This is a genomic window from Aliivibrio sp. S10_S31 (assembly GCF_014694495.1).
Lineage (GTDB): Bacteria > Pseudomonadota > Gammaproteobacteria > Enterobacterales > Vibrionaceae > Aliivibrio > Aliivibrio fischeri.
Map to the genome: position 1 here is coordinate 139,493 of NZ_JAAUWR010000007.1, position 19,987 is coordinate 159,479.

General features: G+C 38.2%; 15 protein-coding genes. 7 read left to right on the forward strand and 8 right to left on the reverse strand.

What is annotated here, in order from left to right:
* The first annotated feature begins 28 nt into the window (after window positions 1–28).
* Complete coding sequence (locus tag HC728_RS08320) at window positions 29–1,081, forward strand: aldo/keto reductase (protein WP_065596921.1); 1,053 nt, start codon at window positions 29–31, stop codon at window positions 1,079–1,081.
* Between the two features lie 93 nt (window positions 1,082–1,174).
* Here HC728_RS08320 and HC728_RS08325 read toward each other — a convergent pair whose 3' ends face one another.
* The gene (locus HC728_RS08325; protein ID WP_065603637.1) at window positions 1,175–4,228 is read right to left on the reverse strand and encodes a DUF748 domain-containing protein; all 3,054 of its coding nucleotides are present in this window, start codon (window positions 4,226–4,228) and stop codon (window positions 1,175–1,177) included.
* Window positions 4,229–4,550: 322 nt separating this feature from the next.
* On the opposite strand from HC728_RS08325, the gene HC728_RS08330 reads away from it, so the two are divergent.
* Window positions 4,551–5,456, forward strand: a complete 906-nt coding sequence (locus HC728_RS08330; RefSeq protein ID WP_065596923.1) for a M15 family metallopeptidase — start codon at window positions 4,551–4,553, stop codon at window positions 5,454–5,456.
* A gap of 74 nt (window positions 5,457–5,530) precedes the next feature.
* Here the strand turns inward: HC728_RS08330 and speB are convergent, their stop codons facing one another.
* Both speB and speA read right to left on the reverse strand, forming a co-directional pair.
* Window positions 5,531–6,457: an agmatinase gene (gene speB, locus HC728_RS08335; protein WP_011263658.1), complete on the reverse strand. Its 927-nt coding sequence runs from the start codon at window positions 6,455–6,457 to the stop codon at window positions 5,531–5,533.
* Window positions 6,457–8,349: an arginine decarboxylase gene (speA, locus tag HC728_RS08340; protein ID WP_370539786.1), complete on the reverse strand. Its 1,893-nt coding sequence runs from the start codon at window positions 8,347–8,349 to the stop codon at window positions 6,457–6,459. The genes speB and speA overlap by 1 nt, the downstream gene beginning before the upstream one ends.
* 300 nt (window positions 8,350–8,649) lie before the next feature.
* On the opposite strand from speA, the gene HC728_RS08345 reads away from it, so the two are divergent.
* Window positions 8,650–9,909, forward strand: a complete 1,260-nt coding sequence (locus HC728_RS08345) for a hydroxymethylglutaryl-CoA reductase (protein ID WP_065596924.1) — start codon at window positions 8,650–8,652, stop codon at window positions 9,907–9,909.
* An 80-nt stretch (window positions 9,910–9,989) separates the two neighbouring features.
* Here HC728_RS08345 and HC728_RS08350 read toward each other — a convergent pair whose 3' ends face one another.
* Window positions 9,990–10,520 carry a lipocalin family protein gene (locus HC728_RS08350; protein WP_063655350.1) on the reverse strand — a complete coding sequence of 177 codons (531 nt, stop codon included), beginning with the start codon at window positions 10,518–10,520 and terminating at the stop codon, window positions 9,990–9,992.
* Window positions 10,521–10,755: 235 nt separating this feature from the next.
* Here HC728_RS08350 and HC728_RS08355 point away from each other — a divergent pair, with 235 nt between their 5' ends.
* Window positions 10,756–11,907 (forward strand): OmpP1/FadL family transporter, encoded by a 1,152-nt coding sequence (locus tag HC728_RS08355; protein WP_190395296.1) that lies wholly within the window; start codon window positions 10,756–10,758, stop codon window positions 11,905–11,907.
* Between the two features lie 57 nt (window positions 11,908–11,964).
* Here HC728_RS08355 and HC728_RS08360 read toward each other — a convergent pair whose 3' ends face one another.
* On the reverse strand, window positions 11,965–12,771 hold the full coding sequence (locus HC728_RS08360; RefSeq protein ID WP_190395297.1) for a hypothetical protein: 807 nt from the start codon (window positions 12,769–12,771) through the stop codon (window positions 11,965–11,967).
* 220 nt (window positions 12,772–12,991) lie between these two features.
* On the opposite strand from HC728_RS08360, the gene HC728_RS08365 reads away from it, so the two are divergent.
* Window positions 12,992–14,182, forward strand: coding sequence for a leucine-rich repeat-containing protein kinase family protein (locus tag HC728_RS08365; RefSeq protein ID WP_190395298.1), 1,191 nt, complete (start codon window positions 12,992–12,994; stop codon window positions 14,180–14,182).
* 122 nt (window positions 14,183–14,304) lie between these two features.
* On the opposite strand, the gene astB is transcribed toward HC728_RS08365, so the two are convergent.
* On the reverse strand, window positions 14,305–15,639 hold the full coding sequence (gene astB, locus HC728_RS08370) for an N-succinylarginine dihydrolase (protein ID WP_190395299.1): 1,335 nt from the start codon (window positions 15,637–15,639) through the stop codon (window positions 14,305–14,307).
* A 322-nt stretch (window positions 15,640–15,961) separates the two neighbouring features.
* Between astB and HC728_RS08375 the strand changes: the two genes are divergently transcribed.
* Window positions 15,962–17,149 carry a putative manganese transporter gene (locus HC728_RS08375; protein ID WP_190395300.1) on the forward strand — a complete coding sequence of 396 codons (1,188 nt, stop codon included), beginning with the start codon at window positions 15,962–15,964 and terminating at the stop codon, window positions 17,147–17,149.
* 109 nt (window positions 17,150–17,258) lie between these two features.
* On the opposite strand, the gene yghU is transcribed toward HC728_RS08375, so the two are convergent.
* A complete protein-coding gene (gene yghU, locus HC728_RS08380; RefSeq protein ID WP_190395301.1) occupies window positions 17,259–18,119 on the reverse strand; it encodes a glutathione-dependent disulfide-bond oxidoreductase in 861 nt (286 codons plus the stop codon).
* A gap of 154 nt (window positions 18,120–18,273) precedes the next feature.
* On the opposite strand from yghU, the gene HC728_RS08385 reads away from it, so the two are divergent.
* Window positions 18,274–19,125: an EamA family transporter gene (locus tag HC728_RS08385; protein ID WP_072054158.1), complete on the forward strand. Its 852-nt coding sequence runs from the start codon at window positions 18,274–18,276 to the stop codon at window positions 19,123–19,125.
* On the opposite strand, the gene HC728_RS08390 is transcribed toward HC728_RS08385, so the two are convergent.
* On the reverse strand, window positions 19,112–19,981 hold the full coding sequence (locus HC728_RS08390; protein WP_065621450.1) for a GyrI-like domain-containing protein: 870 nt from the start codon (window positions 19,979–19,981) through the stop codon (window positions 19,112–19,114). The genes HC728_RS08385 and HC728_RS08390 overlap by 14 nt on opposite strands.
* Window positions 19,982–19,987 lie beyond the last annotated feature (6 nt).

Below are 19,987 nucleotides of genomic sequence, written 5' to 3' on the forward strand. Positions count from 1 at the left end.
ATAAAAAGAAATAAAGGAGCCTTCTTACATGGAATACTCAACACTTGGTAGCAGTAATCTCTCAGTTTCTCGTATCTGTTTAGGTAGCATGACTTGGGGAAAGCAAAATACTCAAGAAGACGCCAATCAACAAATTGATTATGCGCTAAGCCAAGGCATTAACTTTATCGATACCGCTGAAATGTATGCGGTACCGCCATCACCTGATACCTACGGTAAAACAGAAACCATCATTGGTAATTGGCTAGCAGCGAATCCTGAACGACGTAAAGAAATCATCTTAGCCTCTAAAATTGCAGGTCCAGGTTTACCTTGGGTTCGTAATGCTGGTCCAATTACTGGTGAAGCTGTTATTGCGGCGGTAGATGCCTCACTTGCACGATTACAAACGGATTATATTGACCTCTACCAACTGCATTGGCCAAACCGTACTTCCCCACATTTTGGTAAGCACTTTCCAAATCAATTCAAATTCAGTGAATTCGATGCAAAAAAAGAAGAAGCCGAAATGCTAGAGATCTTACAAGCACTGGATGCTTGTGTGAAAGCAGGAAAAATCCATCATATAGGATTATCAGACGATACTCCGTGGGGCATTAATACCTATCTAAAATTAAGTGAAAAATACGATTTACCAAGAATGGTTTCAATTCAAAACGAATTCAGTTTATTGCATGCAAAAGACTGGCCTTATCTCATTGAAAACTGTATTCATGAAAATGTGGCTTACCTACCTTGGTCACCACTGGCTGGCGGCATGTTAAGTGGTAAATATTTAGATGGAAAAATGCCAGAAGGCAGTCGTTGGACCTTCTCACAACGTAATGGTATTTTCCGAGATACACCTGCGGCAAATGAAGCGGTACGCGCCTATATGAATGTTGCCGAGAAACACGGTTATACACCTTGCCAGTTAGCATTAGCTTGGTGTGATCAAGTGGACGGTGTCACATCCACTATTATTGGTGCAACCTCTCTAGAGCAATTAAAAGAAGATATTGAGGCGTTCTCAAAACCATTAAGTGACGAAGCTATTTCAGATATTAATGCAGTATTTAGAGAATACCCAATGCCGTTTTAATACAAATATAGCTAATTGAATTCTCACTACATAGAAAAATGGCGCACCTTATCTTGATGCGCCATTTTATTCTTTTAATCTCTGAGTAAGAGTTTACTTAGCTTCTAACGATAATAATACGCTGCTGGTGTCTTGCTCAATGTCAAAGCGACTATCCAGTAAGAACACACGATCGGCATCAACTTTTACCACATCCACCAAATACGCTTTTACTGCTTGAGCTCGCTGTTGAGCTAATTGCCCAAGTTCGCCTTCATTTATTTTTTGCTTATTTAAAACCAAATTATATAAAGCAATATGCCAACGTTTATTTAACTCTTCATCCGTTAACTCTATATCTTTTGCTTCTTCTTCGTCTTCAATTCGATCTTTTACTTCAGTGGCTTTTTCACCGTACTCCGCTTTATATATACTTTGCAAAGCGTCTGATAATGGACCCGAAGTTGGCATTGAACTCGCTGTTAAGTTTTGAGGTAATTCATTTTCTGGGATTTTAGCCGCTTCCACTAACAATTGATTAAAATGTTCTAACTCAAGCGCCTTACTGTCTTCTTGCGCATTCACAGCGCCATCAACAGTTAATTTTAGTTTAGGACGAGTTTCTAATGCTTTACCTAACGTCTGTAGTTTCTCTTGCTCTTCTATTGTTAACTCATCAGTACCAAATTGAAAGGCAATGACATTTAATTCTTCATCAGAGCCAGCAAGACCTGCGATAAATGAAAATGGTGCAGTAACCGCTTTAGTGATGATATTTGAAATCGTACTCCAAATAACAGCACCTAAGCTAAATTCCGGATCATTCACATCACCAGATACTTCAACACCAAGGTCAATCACTCCATCATTATCTTGCAATAAAGCAATCGCCAGCTCTAATGGTAATGAGGTTGCTAAATCACTGTCACTGGCTTTACCTAATTTCAGTTGATCGATAATCACATGGTTATCACCTTTTAGCTGATTATTTTCTAACTGGTAATTAAGCGCTAATGTTAATTGCCCTTTATCGATATAGTGACCTGCATATGTGCCTGAATATGGATTTACCGTCGTCAACTCTACACTCTTAAATACCACATCTAAATCTAAATACGGCTGCTTCAGTAATGGGTTGATTTCCCCCTTCACTTTTACTGGTGCGTATTTTTCAATGTTACCGCTAATATCAACCGTCGCCTTTGTTCCTGGAATACTCGATACATGGCCAATGTTGCCTTTTAATTGTTCGATACCAGAAGAGAAATTCGGCGTCAGTGAGTTATCAGCAAAGAAAGCCGAACCATTATTAAACGCTATCTTTCTAACGCTTAATGCAAACGGCTTCTGACCTTTTTTCTTCGTTGTAGATTTTGATTTTTTGGCTTTAGGTTGAGCAACAATCAAATCACCGATATTGGTGGAACGATCTTTGTTAATCACCACTCGAGCATAAGGCTGACTAACACTTAGTGTATCAATAGCTAACTTAGACTTCTGTAAATCAAAATCAAATTTGTTCACCGCTAATGAGCGCCATTTTACAAACGGTTTTCTCAGCTTATTATCACGAATAGAAAGATGATTAACCTGCACCCCACCTTTCACGATAACCTTGCCTTCTGCATTAGCATTTAACTTAGCTAGTGTATTCACTTCACCTTTAGTGAGCGTAGCATTTACTGCTGTTGCTAAATAAGGCTGAAACTGAGCAAGTTTTAATGATTTAACATCAATATCAGCCATTACGGCTTGTTGTTTAGCATCAGCCTGGCCTTTAACGCTTATATCCCCTTTGCTATTAACTGAAGCAAAGAAATCAAAATCAATAGGCTTAGATAAATCACTGACAATTTGACTCGTCGTTAAATTAATAGGAGAAATCTGCCACAGGTTGGCTTTTTTAGTAATAACCTTTTCTTCTACATTTAGCTGGTAATCTTTAATTTCTATACCATCAAGCGTTATCAACCATGACGGAGAAACTTCTGTAGATTTTGGCTCTGTTTCTACTGAATCATCTTTATGTTCTTTTGGTGCTTCAGCAATAAACTTAGATGTGAATAAATTAACAAGGTCTGCGCCCTTATCATCCACTTTTGCTGAAACCTGTAAGCCTTGTGAAGTAACAGATGCAATCGTAACAGTTTGCTTTTCTACATTCGTTGCAATGCCATTTACAGAGAAACTAGGCAGTGAAACAATGGATTTATCTTCTGCATTAAAATTTAAGTGATTAACAGAGAAGACGCCTTCATCAGTAGTGATGCTCATCGTATCGTCACTTTCAGTATCACCGATGGTTTGAGCCACATGATAGTTGGATGAAAAATTCACATTCCCTGAGGTTAATTTGGCAATAATGTCTTTTTCAATAAAGCCCCATAAGCGTGGTAATTCAATCTTCTGAACATGAATATCACCGACCACTTCTAACGGTTTTAGTTGCACTTGACCTTTGAACTCTACCTTGCCCGAATCTGCATCTGTAATTTGTAGACGATACTCATTCTTATACTCAGCATTCGTTAATACGCTTTGTGTAGAAAATGAACCCAACGTGAAGTTGATATCTGGATAGATTAACTCTGTTTCAGTGACACCATCAAAAAATCTGACATGACCTTGAGCTAGTCTTGTTTGTTTAATCAAAACAGGAAATAACGCTTTATGACGATCAATTGGCTCTTCTATTGATGGTTCTACTTTTTCTTCTGAAGCCAAATTACGTGCAACAGCACTTAAAATATCATTGAAATTAAATACCAATTGTTCGGTATCATTTAAACGTTCAATATCAACATAAGGTTTATCTAATGCAATATATTCAACTGAAATTGCTGCATTAAAAATCGACTCCCAAAAGTTAACTTTTACGCCAGCATTCTCAAAGCGCATAAAGGAAGTTGAAGATTCAGCGTCCTGAATGGAAAACTGATGAAGATCTAATTGAAGAGTAAAAGGATTAAACGTCACGTCAGCTAACGTCACAGGACGTTCTATAAGTTTAGAAAGCTGTTCAGGGATCTGCTGCTTAGCAATATATGGTACCAGTAAGCCAAACAATGCAGCATATAAAAGATAAGCACTTAATGCATACGTACTCCAGCGAATACGGCGAGGAAAAGAACGAAACTTTTCAACTACAGCTTTAAATTTGTTCGACATTTTTACCTACTACTCCTACGTCTATAGCAGTCTCATGACGTATTAAGCATTCTTAATATAATCATTAACGATTCAAAATCAGTAATTATTACTTTTATCTATAGACAGAACAAAAAACATCAAAATTCTATCTATACAATATGCTTATGTCTAGCAATCTCCTTTGATTGGCTCGCAAAATCATAAGATATTTAATTTGGAATGAAAATCACACTCAAATACGTTTATTAATCTGAACTCTAGAACAACTAGAATAAGAGAAAATTTCGTGGCATAGTCACTTTAAATACAGCAAGTTACCTTCTTAATAAGGACTGTTTACATGAAAAAAAACCGCCTTCTTACTGCTTTAGCATTATTTTTTTGCTCTGCCCCAAGTTTTGCCAATATATCTAATTTAACGGCAGCGCAATGCCAAGCAATGATTGGTAAAGGCGTTATGTCAACTAAAGCACCCGTTCAATGTGACCGTTTACGTAATGTCACCTTTAAGCATTACACGTTTAATGGGAAAACAGCGACAGGTAAACTTGTTGTCTTAGATGCAGTGGCACCTCACGTTGAACGTATTTTTGATGACCTGTATCAGCAAGGCTTCCCAATAGCTCAAGCTAAACCTATTGAGTATTACGCTGGCAATGATGTTAAATCCATGGATGCTAATAACACCTCAGCATTTAACTACCGACCGATTGCAGGTAAATCTTCCCTCTCTTTACACGCTTATGGCGTTGCTATTGATATTAACCCGTTACAGAATCCGTTTGTTGAATTTACTTCATGGGGAACCGCGACATTCAAACCATTAAAAGGTCATGAATATTCAAACCGAATGCTGCAACGTTTAGGTAAGGAAGATAGAAAGGGATTTGCAGAGGAAGTGATTAATATTTTTGCTCAAAATGGATTCATTTATTGGGGCGGATATTGGGATACACCCATTGATTTTCAGCACTTTCAAACCAGTCGTGATATGGCGTATTTAATGACTGCAATGCCAACAAAAGAGGCGTCCGTATTTTTTAATCATTATGTTGATTGGGTTCAGTCATGCCAACAAAATTACGGTTCTAAGCAGATGAATAAATTCAAAGATTACACTTCATATTTGCAAACAGAATTAAAAACAACAACGTCTTTAAACCGTTTGTATAAAGTTAACCCTAGTTCGGTTATGCAAGCAATAAACAAGAAAGTCCAAGTATCAAAATCTCAATGTTTTAAATAAAAATCCTGAACCTGAAAAGCATAAACCCGTTGAACTCTCATTCAACGGGTTTATTTTTACTCAGCTTATAACGCTTATTTGTTTAAACGATTCGCAGTCCAAACATACAGAAGCTCTAAAGCAATCGTTGCACCAGCCAATGCCGTGATATCACTTTGGTCATATGCAGGTGATACTTCTACCACATCCATACCAACCATGTTGATACCTTGCAAACCACGGATGATTTTTAAGATCTTATCTGAATTTAAACCGCCACATACTGGTGTACCTGTACCCGGAGCAAACGCAGGATCAAGACAGTCAATATCAAACGTTAGGTATACTGGTTTGTCACCAACAATGCCTTTTACTTGCTCGATAATGGCATCAACACTCATGTCATTCGCTTGCATTGCGTTAATCACATTAAATCCGTGATCTTTTTGGTCATACTCAGTACGAATACCGATCTGAACAGAATGCTCCGGTGAAATAAGACCTTCGTTTGGTGCATGATAGAACATAGTACCGTGATCATAACGACTACCATGACTATAAGTATCAGTGTGAGCATCAAAATGAATTAATGCCATTTCACCGTATTTTTTACCATAAGCACGCAGCAAAGGCAGAGTAATAAAGTGATCACCACCTAAACCTAATAGGGTTTTACCGCTATTTAGAATCGCATCAGCAGCAGCTTCGAGGCGTACTGTTAAATCTTCTGCATCGCCAGTGTCAAAAACAAGGTCACCTGAATCAATCACTTTTGTATGATCAAATACATTGAAATCCCATGGGAATTTTTTACCTTCCCACGCTAGATTTACTGATGCACGACGGATCGCATCAGGACCTAAACGCGCACCAGGGCGACCTGAGGTTGCCATATCTAATGGTGCACCTAACACTACGATATCTGCATCGTTATCAATTGGGTTTTGTACCAATGGGCGACGCATAAATGTCATTGCATTTGAGTACAATGAATAATCTTTTTTGGTGAATAAATCGTTCATTAAAAATCTTCCAAATAGGTGTAACCCATTAAGCCTTGCTCTAACTCTTCAAGCACGCTTTGTTGTTCTTCTTCTGCAACCTTCGCTGTTACCATGTCTTTGTAGTTTTGACGGATCAAATCCACATCGATATGTACATAACGCATCATATCTTCAACGGTATCGCCTTCATTAATGTAATCAATATTTGCTTCGCCATTTTCATCAACATTAACAACAACGCTGTGAGTATCACCAAATAGGTTATGCATATCACCTAAGATTTCTTGGTATGCGCCCACTAAGAAGAAGCCCATTAAATAAGGCTCATCAGGGTTCCAAGCAGGTACTGGTAACGTTGTTTCAATACCTTGACCATCAACATATTGATCAATCGTACCATCTGAGTCACACGTAATATCCAATACAACAGCACGATGCTCATCCGCATTATCAAGACCGCTTAGTGGTAACACAGGGAACACCTGATCAATACCCCACGCGTCTGGTAATGATTGGAACAGAGAGAAATTCACAAAGAACTTATCCGCTAAACGCTCACTTAACTCATCCAAGATTGGACGGTGGTAGCGGTTCTTGGTACTCATTTTTACGCTTAACTCATAGTTAATACGTAATGAAACTTGCTCTGCCCATGCTCGATGCTGAAGGTTAATCATACCTGTCGCAAACTGATTATGAGCCTCTGCTACGTCACATTGAGTATCGTTATAAATTTCAATTAGCGCACGATCATCGCTGCCGTTTTCTAACTGTTCTAAGTTACGCCACATATTGTGTAATAACAATGGATCATCCGCACGAGGCGCTTCAATGGCTTCAGGCGTATAACTTTCTGTACCAATAACATTAGTAATTAACACCGCGTGATGCGCCGTTAACGAACGACCAGATTCAGAGATGATCACTGGCATTGGTTGTGAGTAAAGCTGACAAATATCGCCAATCGTCATTACGATATTACGCGCGTATTCAGCCAAACCGTAGTTCATTGAGTTTGATGATTGACTGCGAGTTCCATCGTAATCTACCGCTAAACCACCACCCACATCGAGGTATTTTAGTTTTGCGCCAATATCACGTAATTCACAATAAAAACGAGCTGCTTCACTCACCCCATTACGGACATCACGAATGTTTGCCATTTGTGAGCCTAAATGGAAATGCACAAGCTCTAAAATATCTAATTGGTCTTCTGCTTTTAGGCGGTTAATTACCGTCAATACTTGAGAAGCAGATAAACCAAATTTCGATTTTTCGCCACCACTTGCTTGCCATTTACCCGCACCTTGAGAAGCAAGACGAATACGCAAGCCAAGACGTGGTTTAACACCTAATGCTTTTGCTTCAGACAGAACTAAATCTAATTCTGATAATTTTTCTAGAACGATAAAAACACTGTGACCAAGTTTCTCACCAATCAGTGCTAAGCGAACATACTCACGGTCTTTATAACCATTACATACGATAACTGAACTCGCTTTTTGAGCTAGCGCTAATACGGCCAATAGTTCAGGTTTACTGCCTGCTTCTAAGCCTAATTGCTTCTGCTCTAATTGCGCCTGACTTGCAAGAATTTCATCAACCACTTCTTTTTGTTGGTTTACTTTAATTGGGTAAACAAGAAGGTAGTGGTTTTCATATTGGTATTCATCAATCGCTTGGTTAAATGCATTACAAATATTATGCACACGCTGATGAACGATTTGGGGAAAACGAACCAAAGCAGGCAATCCAATATTTCGCTGCTCTAATTGATTCACAATATGACTTAGTGGAACTTGGTGACTCGCGTCAGTGCGTGGTGAAACATAAACCTCACCATTGTCATCAATACCATAAAAACCTTGGCTCCAGTGCTTTACATTATACTCAGCACGGATACGTTCCAAATTAACCGAATGTTCCAAATCTAGACCTCACACAATAGGGCCATCAAAAGAAAATACTTCGTTGGAATATCGAAGCATAACCTAACAATCCTTGTAACCTAACAAGTTGTCGACGGCATTAACTAACATTCTTTAAACGTAGTCCAATAATGAATATTTATCGTAAGAATCGAAAAAATTTGTCGTTATTTTGGTTCAAAATTGAGAGATAAAACTGTAACGCTTTTTGTCATTATCCTTGTTTATCTGATACGAAGCAGTAAAATCTCATTCAACATTTGCTGTAATTAATATGTTCTTATGCCAAAACTGAATCTGCATCGCCGTGACTATGTTTCAATCTTAGGGGGCGATATCTCTGCAGATAAATTAGAGCAATCGCTCAACCCTCATTTTGAAAAACCACACAATAAAATCACTCCAAGCCCTTATCTAACAGAAAAGAATCTTACTCGTCGCTGGGATAAACTTGCAAGACCTGAACTCCAATCAGAACTTCTCGATCCACACACCCTAAATCAAATGCATGTGTACGAGAAAAACATCGAGCATTTTATTGGCACGGTGAAACTGCCTGTTGGTCTTGCTGGCCCATTACGTGTGAATGGATTATTTGCCAATGATGATTACTTAGTGCCTCTTGCCACCACAGAAGCCGCCTTAGTCGCCTCTTATAACCGTGGAGCACAGCTATTGACGGCAAGTGGCGGCGCAAGTGCCATGCTGTTAAACGAAGGGGTGACTCGTACGCCTGCATTTGCTTTTTTTGGTTTAGCCGAAGCAGGACAGTTTGTGGCATGGGCAGTGACTCAATACGACACATTCAAACAACTAGCAGAGTCCACCACCTCTCATGGGAAACTCAGCGACATTAATATCAGTATTGAAGGCAATCATGTTTATTTGGTATTCGAGTTTTTAACTGGTGATGCTTCAGGACAAAACATGGTAACTATTGCGACCAATGCTGTGTTTAACTACATCATGGAAAACTCCCCTATCACGCCTGAAAATGCCTATTTAGATGGCAATTTATCAGGAGATAAAAAAGCAAGCAGCCAAACCTTGCGCAGTGTTCGCGGCAAAAAAGTCACTGCCGAAGCACACATTCCTGCGGAGTTAGTGAAAAAGTACTTACACACGACCCCTGAAAAAATGATGCAGTTTACTCAAATGAGTACAGTTGGTGCGACGCTCAGCGGAACTATAGGTATTAATGCACATTATGCTAACGCCCTAGCTGCTCTTTATATCGCTTGTGGGCAAGATGCGGCGTGTGTGGCTGAATCAGCCATTGGGATGACTCGCATTGAAGTCGATAGAAATGGTGACTTATACGCAAGTGTCACTCTGCCTAACCTTATGCTTGGTACAGTTGGCGGTGGTACCGGATTACCAAGTCAAAAAGCGTGCTTAGAATTAATGGGATTACATGGTGCTGGTAAATCTCAAGCACTGGCTGAAGTATGCGCAGCTTTATGCTTAGCTGGAGAGCTATCCATCGTAGGGGCATTCTGTGCGGGGCACTTCTCTCGAGCACATCATAAATTAGCTCGTTAATTAAAATGATGTCAGGTTTCCATATAAAAAATGGCACTTAATATGAGTGCCATTTCTTTTATTTGTTATATATCGTTTTATTATTTCTGCTCAACAAAGATAAGTTCATTTGTTTTAAAACCAAGTGATTGAGCAGTTGATACAAAACGTTCAATCACTTCTTGGTCCACTTTTTTAGTTCGAGAGAGTAGCCATAAATAATCGAGGTCAGGACCTGAAACAAAAGCATATTGATAATTTTCTTTATCTAACTCAAAAACAACATAAGAACCATAGAAAGGACCAAAGAAAGAAACTTTTAAATACCCCTCATCACTTCCATCAACAAATTTTGCTTTACCTAAAGCCTCACTCCATTGTTGATCTTGATCTGAAAAACCACGATTAATAACCTTTACACTGCCATCCTCATTAATTGAGTATTCTGCACTTACTTGACTCAAACCATCTTCGAAAGAATGATCCAAACGAGCTATCTCATACCAAGTACCAAGATAGCGATTCAACTCAAAGCCTGTAACGGGTTCTACGCCTTTTGGCATTCCCAAACATCCATTGAGCATCATCAAAATAACAGCCCCAAAACCCACTTTACTTATACTTTTAAACATCATTGTCTCCATTACTCTTATCTTTTTGTTATTACGATACTTTTCAACAAAAAGATCATCCCATAGTTAAATATGACTGCGCCTTTATTTATTACGGTTTGGAATATTCATTATTCCTAAATGGTATTTATTTTTATTTATCATAAAACCAAAAATAAATTTGTGACTAATCGCATTTTTATTATACGCATGAGTACTTTTCATGCCATTTTGATAATTAATATAAGAGCACTTTATGAAACCCTTTTTTAGCTACTCTTTAACTGCCTCTGCTGTTTTGCTCAGTTTTAATGCCTTTTCTAGCGGATTATTTCTTCAGGAAGCAACCGTTGCGAATGCTGGTACAACAGGCGCAGGAGACGGCGTTTACACTGAATCTGCGGCTGCAATGTGGACAAACCCTGCCACCATGTCCTACATGGGAGAAAGTAAAACAACCATCAATGCCATGGCGTTTGATTTAGAAATGAAATTTAATGATAACAATGGTTCAGAAGATGGCAGAGCACATTCAATTTTACCTTCAGCCGGCGCTTTTCATACTCAAGCGATAACAGACAAATTACACTTTGGTTTAGCGCTTGGCGCTGTTGGTGGCTCAAGCTTAGACTATGGTAGTGATTGGGCTGGCAGTAAACTATTAGAAGATATCAGCTTAACTGCAATGCAGTTAAATCCTGCTTTAAGTTATCAAGTAAATGAACGATTATCATTAGGGGCTGGCTTACAATTTAGTTGGGCTTCTTTTGAGCAATCAATGTCAGGAATTACCGCTGAAAAAGATTCTGATTGGGCATATGGCTATAATTTAGGGGTTATGTATCAAGTTTCAGAACAAGCATCCATGGGTTTAAGCTACCGTTCAAAACTTGAGCATGAATTTAATAATAACATTCGCTTAGGTAACGCTAATCCAACGCTTTCGAGTGGAATGATCATGCCTGATATTGTTGACCTCAGCACCAGTTATGCATTAAGTAAAGATGTAAACTTATTAAGTAGCATACAGCTGCACCGTTGGAGCCTCTGGGATTCGACCATTTTAGACGCAAACCTAGGTAATGGTGGTGCCGAAATAAAACGAGATTGGGATGATGTATGGAAATTTGCCATCGGTGCTGATTATCGTCTGAATTCTGATTGGCGTTTAAAGGCCGGATTCTCATATGAAACCTCACCTCAAGATGATCCTTCGATGCAATGGGTAGATTTACCGGTAGGTGAACAATATCGCTACTCTGTTGGTGCATCCACATCATGGGACGGTATTACAATGGATATGTTTTATGAATACGCCGATTTAGGCTCTGTTGATATGGATCGTTTAAATGTAGATGGCTCCTTCGACGGCAGAATTCACTTTGTAGGCGTAAACTTTACTTTTTAAAGAAAAAAGAAATGGCCTACCAATTGAGTTGGTAAGCCATTTTAATTTGTCGGATCGTTAAAATTGATAGTTAAATTCAATTCGGTGATCACCGTCTGCAAAGTGTGTATCTTCAGTCCAATTAGCAAAATAACGAATATTAGATCGTTTCGTGATCTGATAACTAATAGCGGCTTCGTGAGTTAACATTGTGTCGTTATCTACGCCGTAAGTATTATTTTTATATTCATCAGATCCTGAAACCGTCCCTAAATACATTGGGTTATAGTTAATCCAAATTTTGTCGGTAACTTCAATTTTACTATACAGCCCTGCCACATAAAAAGAACCATGCAAATCATAACGGTCTTGTGCCTGAGCAGCACCTTGATCACCAACATCATAGGATTCTCCAGCAGCTAAACCCAAACCAGCTAAAGGATATAAACTAACAGGGCCCATTTTTGGAAGAGCCTGTATAAAACTGTAAGAAGCTGAGCCTTGGTTACGATCAAAATTCCAATCAACATCAATCTGAGCACCACGGCCATTGGTTAAATCAACACTAAAATTACGGAAACGTATCGAGTCAATACTATCATCATTATTTGCACGAGCATCGCCATTCCAACCAACAGCCTCACCAGCAATACCTTTGATCTCGATGACATTCATACCCATCGTAATATCACTGCCCGTATCATACGTTTGACCTATTTTTAAGTTCAATCCCTTATCGGTATAGCCTGCACCAGCTTGAGTATAAACGGCCAATGGATCTGACATATCTTGAACATCATCTTGTTTGTCTTCAGCAAGCACAGTACCACTAAAAATAGACAGTCCAACAAGCGTAAATAACGATCTTGTCGTACACTTCTTCATTTCAATATCCCCTATAGTTATAAGCAAAGTCAAAGCAATGCATTGAATATAAATATTTTTATCAACAAAGGGACGATACGCGATGGATACAGCTGAGCCAATGATATGGAGGTTATATCGAATATAACTATTTTGATATGTTAGATTTTTATCCACCAAAACCGTACAATCAACGGATTGAATATTCAAAAACAATATTGTTATTAAATAGGTAAAAGATTTGCACACATTAGCGCAGTTACAATCTGGTGAATTAAAAGGAATTACCCGATTACAATTAAGTGAACAACTCACTGAATTTCCAACAGAAATCTTATCTCTTGCGGACTCGTTAGAGATCTTAGATTTATCAAACAATCGATTGACTGCGCTACCAAATGAGATAAATCAATTATCGAAGTTAAAGATTTTTTTTGCATCAAATAACCCGTTTACTGTATTTCCTGACGCTCTGGCACAATGTGAAAACCTTGAAATGATTGGGTTTAAGTCATGCCAGATTAAACAGATCCCCGAAAACGCTTTTCCACCGAAATTACGCTGGCTTATCTTAACGGACAATCAACTCGAAACAGTACCTGATACTTTAGGTAAATGTAATTTAATGCAAAAACTGGCATTAGCCGGAAATAAACTAACCGAACTACCAGATAATTTATCTCAGCTACACAATTTAGAATTACTGCGTATTTCTGCAAATCAATTAACAAAATGTCCAGATCAACTACTTGATTTACCAAAATTGGCTTGGTTTGCTTTTGCTGGTAATCCATTCTGTAAATCAGATCTAAAAATCAAATCAGTACCTACGGTCTCTTCAAGTGACTACACGTTAGAAAATGTATTAGGTCAAGGTGCATCTGGCGTTATTTCTAAAGCTAGTTGGAATAAAGCGCAAACGGATTTCCCACAAGAAATCGCTGTTAAAGTATTTAAAGGCGAAGTCACAAGTGATGGATACCCTGAAGATGAGTTGCAAGCGTGTTTAAAAGTAGGTAATCACCCAAGTTTGGTACAATCGTTAGCACAAGTTAATGAAGAAAATCATCTCGCGTTGATCATGAACTTGATCCCTGCGCATTACAAAAACTTAGGTTTACCACCTAGTTTAGAAAGTTGTACACGGGATACTTTTCCTAATGGGTTCAGTTTATCACTCGAAAAAATAAATAAAATGACATCAGAAATGTGCAATGTATTCAATCACCTGCACGATAATAAAGTGTGTCATGGGGATCTATACGCACACAACACGCTATTTGATAATGAAGCAAATATTATCTTTGGTGATTTTGGTGCCGCCAGTATGTACCACATGTTAAGTACTACACAGCAACAAAAGATAAGAACCATTGAAGAGCGAGCGCTTAACCATTTTATTGATGACTTAATGAGTATATGCGAACACTAAACAGAAACTAAAATTTACAATGTAAACTTCAAAAATTAAAAAGCCTTAAATGATCCTACATTTAAGGCTTTTTGTTTAATTATTAATTAGTTAACTATTAAAAATAGTAACAGATTATTCCGCTACTTTTGAAATGGATAAATAGAACCTAAATGCATGATTTGCGTTAATTCATCTAATGCTGAACGAGATTCTACTAGCAACTGAGGATCCGCAAGATCTTTATCTTCAATACGGTCTCGATAATGCTTATCAGCCCATAGATTAAGAGTCGTAAATAGCTCTTCACTCATTAACGTATGTTGATTTACCGCCTTTTGCTCAGCTTCATTTAACACCACACGCAAACGCAAACACGCTGGTCCACCACCATTTTGCATACTCTGTTTTAAATCAAAGGTATGTAACTCATCAATACCACACTTTTGCTCTACTAACTCATTTAAATAAGCCCATACTCTTGAATTTTGACGACAATGCTCAGGAAGAATAATCAAAGTAGTTCCATCAGCTTTAGTGATTAACTGACTATTAAACAGATACGTTTCTACCGCATCTTGAACGGATACTTTATCAGTTGGTACCTCAATAACATTAAAGCCAAAACCATAAGAAGCACATAAATCAGACTTCACTTTTTCTTGATTCAAAAAAGCTTGTTGGTGACAAAACAATGTATTCTTATTTCCCACAGCAATTACATCGTTATGAAAGACACCTTGGTCAATAACATCGGGATTCTGTTGTGCAAATACGGTAAATTGCTCACGTAAACCATGTGTACGAGCGATAGCCTCACTCGCTTCTAATGTCTGACGTGCTGGGTATTTTTTCGGAGCAAGGTAACTCTCATTAAAGGCGCTTTTTCCAAAAACAAAAAACTCCACCCCTTGTTCACCATACTCACGACAAAAACGAGTGTGGTTTGCAGCGCCTTCATCACCAAAATAATCACTGTGTGGTAATGCTTGATGGTGAACAAAGTGCTCCTCATCAGAAAAAGTGGCTTTTAAAATATTTCCCGTGACTTGGTCCTCTATCGAACGGTGAAACTTATTAATTAAATTCGCTGGTGTAAAATGGACTTTCCCATCCGTTGTATCAGCACTTGGAGAGACAGTGCCAGCATTGGCCGTCCACATACTTGATGCAGAAGAACAAGCAGCAAGTAATTGAGGTGAATATTGATATGACTTTTTTAGTACTTCAGAATCAGAACCAGAAAAACCTAAACGTCGAAGTGTATGGATATCTGGACGTTCCTGTGGTGCAAGCACCCCTTGAACAAACCCCATATCATGCAATGCTTTCATTTTTTCCAAACCTTGCTTTACTGCTTGTTTGGGATTAGACACACCAGATTGATTGCTTTTAGAGGCGATATTACCAACCGACAAGCCGCTGTAATTATGTGTAGGCCCAACGAGCCCATCAAAGTTTGATTCAACTGCTTTCATATATTCCCTCATGACTGTTAACTGTTACTTGTTAAGCTCTTTGGCTCACTCTTTGGCATCGATATTAGCAAACTTATCTCTAATCAGTAGCATTTGATATCATCAAACAAGCGCACTATCACAACTTTTATTTAACATTTATCACAATTTAATTAACTATTCTCTGTCATAAAATAACTATGCAGATTTTTATTCTGAAACGTTATAAAGCCCCCTTACACCACAAAAACCATCATTGATAAAACCTATTAAAATGATAGTTGATAATAATTCTCATTTGCATTTACTAATAATCATTCGCATTTACTAATGGTTTTTTATTATGATGACTACTAATTCATTTTCTCAATCGCTTTCGTTGTCGCAATTTTCTTTGCAACATAAACGCTTAATATTACCTATCACTTTACTAGCATTAGTTGGTGCAGAAACAACACGAGACCTTACCGTTACAACTCTATCTGATGCTTTTTGGGCGGTTTCAACCTACGTTGCTTTTACCTTAGTTATTTATCATTACCTTTCAAATATCATGGGTAAAACCAATCGTATTACTGCTTTGTATAACAAATCTCGTACTAACCAAGTTGTCTTCTCATCTCTACTTGGTGCACTTCCAGGCTGTGGTGGTGCCATTGTTGTTACGACTCAATATATTAGCGGAAAGGTAGGATTCGGTTCTGTCGTTGCAGTATTAACAGCAACCATGGGAGATGCCGCTTTCTTATTAATTGCAGCTCAACCAAAAGTTGGGTTTGGTGTAATGGCATTAGGCGTTGTTGTTGGTATTGTTTCAGGGATGGTAGTAAACGCTATCCATAAAGATGACTTCTTGCGTCCTGAATCACCACAAATTAAAGAACCAACTAAACAAGATATTCCATGTTTACAAGTAAAAGCGATTAATCTACAAGGCACTTTTTGGAAGTTGGTATTAATTCCAGCAACAATTGTTGCGGTTTTAGGCTCATTCCAAGTCGATATTAACCAATTGTTTCACCTACCAGAACATAGCATTGAATGGGTTGGAGCAATATTAGCGATTGGCAGCATGATGTTATGGGCATTAACTAAAGAGATCAGTGATTATCAATCGACAGTTTCTGAAGATAATAAGTGCGTAAGTTCTCACCCTATACAAAAAGCAGCACAAGATACGAATTTTGTTTCTGCCTGGGTTATTGTTGCCTTCTTAATTTTCGAACTAACAACTTATTTCTCAGGTATTAATTTACAAACTGTCTTCTTAGGTTATGGAATATGGATGCCATTAATTGGTTTAGCTATCGGTTTACTACCTGGCTGTGGTCCTCAAATCCTAGTAACGAGTCTATATCTATCAGGTGCGATGCCAATGTCAGCACAGCTTTCAAATGCAATTTCAAATGATGGTGATGCTCTTTTCCCTGCCATTGCATTAGCTCCAAAAGCCGCAATGGTTGCAACCTTCTACTCAGCAGTTCCTGCATTTGTAGTTGGCTACGGTTATTACTTCCTATTTGAGATGTAGTACTTCACTAGTTAGATAAACTAAACCTAAAAATGCGAATAGATAAAACAACAAAGGCGACAGTATTATCCTGTCGCCTTTTGTATTAAAACGTAAAACAATGCGTGGTTTACTTAGGTTGTAGATTCAAAATGAAATCAATATCTTCTGCACTATGACGCTCTGGCACTTGCTCCCATGCCTCGCCCCATGAGCGGTTTACAATACGCCCACGTTGAACTCCTTTGCGTTGCGCGATTTCTTTTGCCCATTCAAGAACATGCACATAGCTTTCGACATCTAAAAACTCTGCTGCATCATATAAATTCCCTAATACTAGATTGCCATACCAAGACCAAATAGCCATATCAGCAATACTATATTCATTACCAGCAATGTATTTGGTGGTAGCAAGCTGCTTATCAAGCACATCTAATTGGCGTTTTGCCTCCATTGAGAATCGATTAATAGGATATTCATATTTTTCTGGCGCATACGCATAGAAGTGACCGAAACCACCACCTAAATATGGGGCCGAGCCCTGTAACCAAAATAGCCAATTTAATACTTGAGCACGACCAGAAACATCTTTAGGAATAAAATGCCCAAACTTATCAGCCAAGTATAATAAAATAGCTCCAGATTCAAATACATGGAGTTCAGGATCAACAGAATGATCAACTAACGCAGGGATCTTTGAGTTTGGGTTAATATCAACAAAGCCAGATGCAAATTGATCTCCCTCCCCAATATTAATTAAATATGCGTCATATTCGGCCTCTTTAATCCCTAATGCGAGTAACTCTTCCAATAGAATCGTTACTTTTTGTCCGTTTGGTGTCGCTAAAGAGTACAGCTGTAAAGTATGTTCACCAATAGGCAATTCTCGCTCATGCCTTGCCCCTGAGTATGGTCGATTGATGCTCGCCCATTGACCACTGCTGTCCGTTTCTGATGTCCAAACTTTTGGGGGTACATATTGATTATTCATACTCGCTCCTTACTCATTCATGCTCAATATTTACACATTATTACTATAGACCACTTCTAAAAAACCATGTATTCGCTATACGGAAAAAATAGCCAAAACACCTTGATAAGCATAAAATCACAGCTCTATCGCTATTAACTATTTAAGGTTCATAATGTCAGCGTTTTTTGGCGCATTAGCGTTTATTGTTTGGGGATTAGTTCCTATCTATTTCCATCAACTTGGTACGATGGAACCTATGTTGATCCTATCAAGTCGTATTTTTTGGTCAGCCATAATCTTAGTAGCGCTTTTCGCCTACCAACCCAAGTTAATCAATAAAGCCCAATGCACTCCTAAAAACATTGCCTTAGCTGCTGCTGCCGGTATTTTGATGAACCTATCTTGGCTCGGTTTTGTTTATGCCACCATCAGTAATAATATTATGGCGGCTTCTTTAGCTTTCTACATTACACCTGTAATGGTGTTTTTTATGGGCTTTATTTTCTTTAAAGAGCAAATCCAGAAAAATCAAAAAATTGCGTTATTTTTAATGGTATTGGCTATTGCTGTCTATGTCATTTTAGACAAACAATTACCTTTACTTAGCTTGGCTATCTCTGTCTCTTTTGCTAGCTATATCGCCATAAAAAAATTGGTCACATTAAACACCTTTGGTGCCATTTTCTTTGAACATATTATTTTTGCTCCCCTAGCTCTATTGTATATAGCAACCCATTCATCTGGATTATCTTCAACAGAATGGGGATTATTAGTGGGGACAGCACCACTGCAGCTGCTGCCTATTTTGCTACTGACAATTTCATTACTCAAAACACCATTAAGTAAAATCAGTTTATTGCAATACATTGAGCCGACATTCCACTTGGCATTAGCATTGTGGGTTTATCATGAGCCTATTTCTTTAGGTCAAAAATCAGCACTGATTATTGTGATTATCTCCATTATGATCGCATCTCTAAAAACAAGAAAAAAGATAACCATTGAGAACATTAATAAAAGCTAATTGGTAAATAAAAATCTAACTCAAACTCTTCGTTTTCATTTAAAAAATGGTTTTTGTGATAACGAACGTAAGCCGGTGTTGATCTCAATTTAAATCCCGACGCCGGCAACCATCTCTCTAATACGTGACTAATCTGTGGAAGAAGTTGCCCATATACACCACTTAACTTAAATACGGCGTGTAAACCACCAGGGATCACCATTTGATTCACGACGCCACGATATTTAAGTGGTTTATCTATCGCTATACACGCGACATATCGGCATTTAGCTAATTCAACCCATGCAGGATTAGAATGATGTAAGCCAAATTGAGTTGAGAAGTCACGCTCTTCTGAATTTGCCCACGCTTTTAATATTAACCATGCATTTCGAATAGAACGATTGTAACCCTCATGCCTTACATAAGCGGCAAGTCTATCTTCTACTTCAATAATTTTTGGTTGAGGTAATGGTTTATCTGCCACACTGACATAACCTGCAGCAATTTCATCGTCTTTTAAATACGGTTTATCCGATATTTGTAAATCGTGTTTTCTCCACTCCCCTGGAGCCATACCAAACGTAGATTTAAACGCACGGCTAAAAGAAGAAAGTGAACTAAATCCACACGTATTCGCAATATCTAGTACAGAGGATTTTGTGTCAAACATCAATTGGTTTGCGGCATACTCCATTCTTGTACGACGAATATATTGATGAATGGATTCCCCCACCACTTGTTTAAAGATCCGATGAAAATGTTGTTCAGAATAAGCAGCAACATCTGCCAAATCTTTCACTGCAAGCTCTTTGCTAATGTCTTTGTGAATATGAAATAAAACATCATTAATTCTTGATAGATGTTGTCGGCTCATGATCGA

Coding starts and splice junctions, on each gene's coding strand:
- HC728_RS08320 (WP_065596921.1), top strand. CDS start 29: ATGGAATACTCAACACTTGGTAGCAGTAATCTCTCAGTTTCTCGTATC.
- HC728_RS08325 (WP_065603637.1), bottom strand. CDS start 4,228: ATGTCGAACAAATTTAAAGCTGTAGTTGAAAAGTTTCGTTCTTTTCCT.
- HC728_RS08330 (WP_065596923.1), top strand. CDS start 4,551: ATGAAAAAAAACCGCCTTCTTACTGCTTTAGCATTATTTTTTTGCTCT.
- speB (WP_011263658.1), bottom strand. CDS start 6,457: ATGAACGATTTATTCACCAAAAAAGATTATTCATTGTACTCAAATGCA.
- HC728_RS08345 (WP_065596924.1), top strand. CDS start 8,650: ATGCCAAAACTGAATCTGCATCGCCGTGACTATGTTTCAATCTTAGGG.
- HC728_RS08350 (WP_063655350.1), bottom strand. CDS start 10,520: ATGTTTAAAAGTATAAGTAAAGTGGGTTTTGGGGCTGTTATTTTGATG.
- HC728_RS08355 (WP_190395296.1), top strand. CDS start 10,756: ATGAAACCCTTTTTTAGCTACTCTTTAACTGCCTCTGCTGTTTTGCTC.
- HC728_RS08360 (WP_190395297.1), bottom strand. CDS start 12,771: ATGAAGAAGTGTACGACAAGATCGTTATTTACGCTTGTTGGACTGTCT.
- astB (WP_190395299.1), bottom strand. CDS start 15,639: ATGAAAGCAGTTGAATCAAACTTTGATGGGCTCGTTGGGCCTACACAT.
- HC728_RS08375 (WP_190395300.1), top strand. CDS start 15,962: ATGATGACTACTAATTCATTTTCTCAATCGCTTTCGTTGTCGCAATTT.
- yghU (WP_190395301.1), bottom strand. CDS start 18,119: ATGAATAATCAATATGTACCCCCAAAAGTTTGGACATCAGAAACGGAC.
- HC728_RS08385 (WP_072054158.1), top strand. CDS start 18,274: ATGTCAGCGTTTTTTGGCGCATTAGCGTTTATTGTTTGGGGATTAGTT.
- HC728_RS08390 (WP_065621450.1), bottom strand. CDS start 19,981: ATGAGCCGACAACATCTATCAAGAATTAATGATGTTTTATTTCATATT.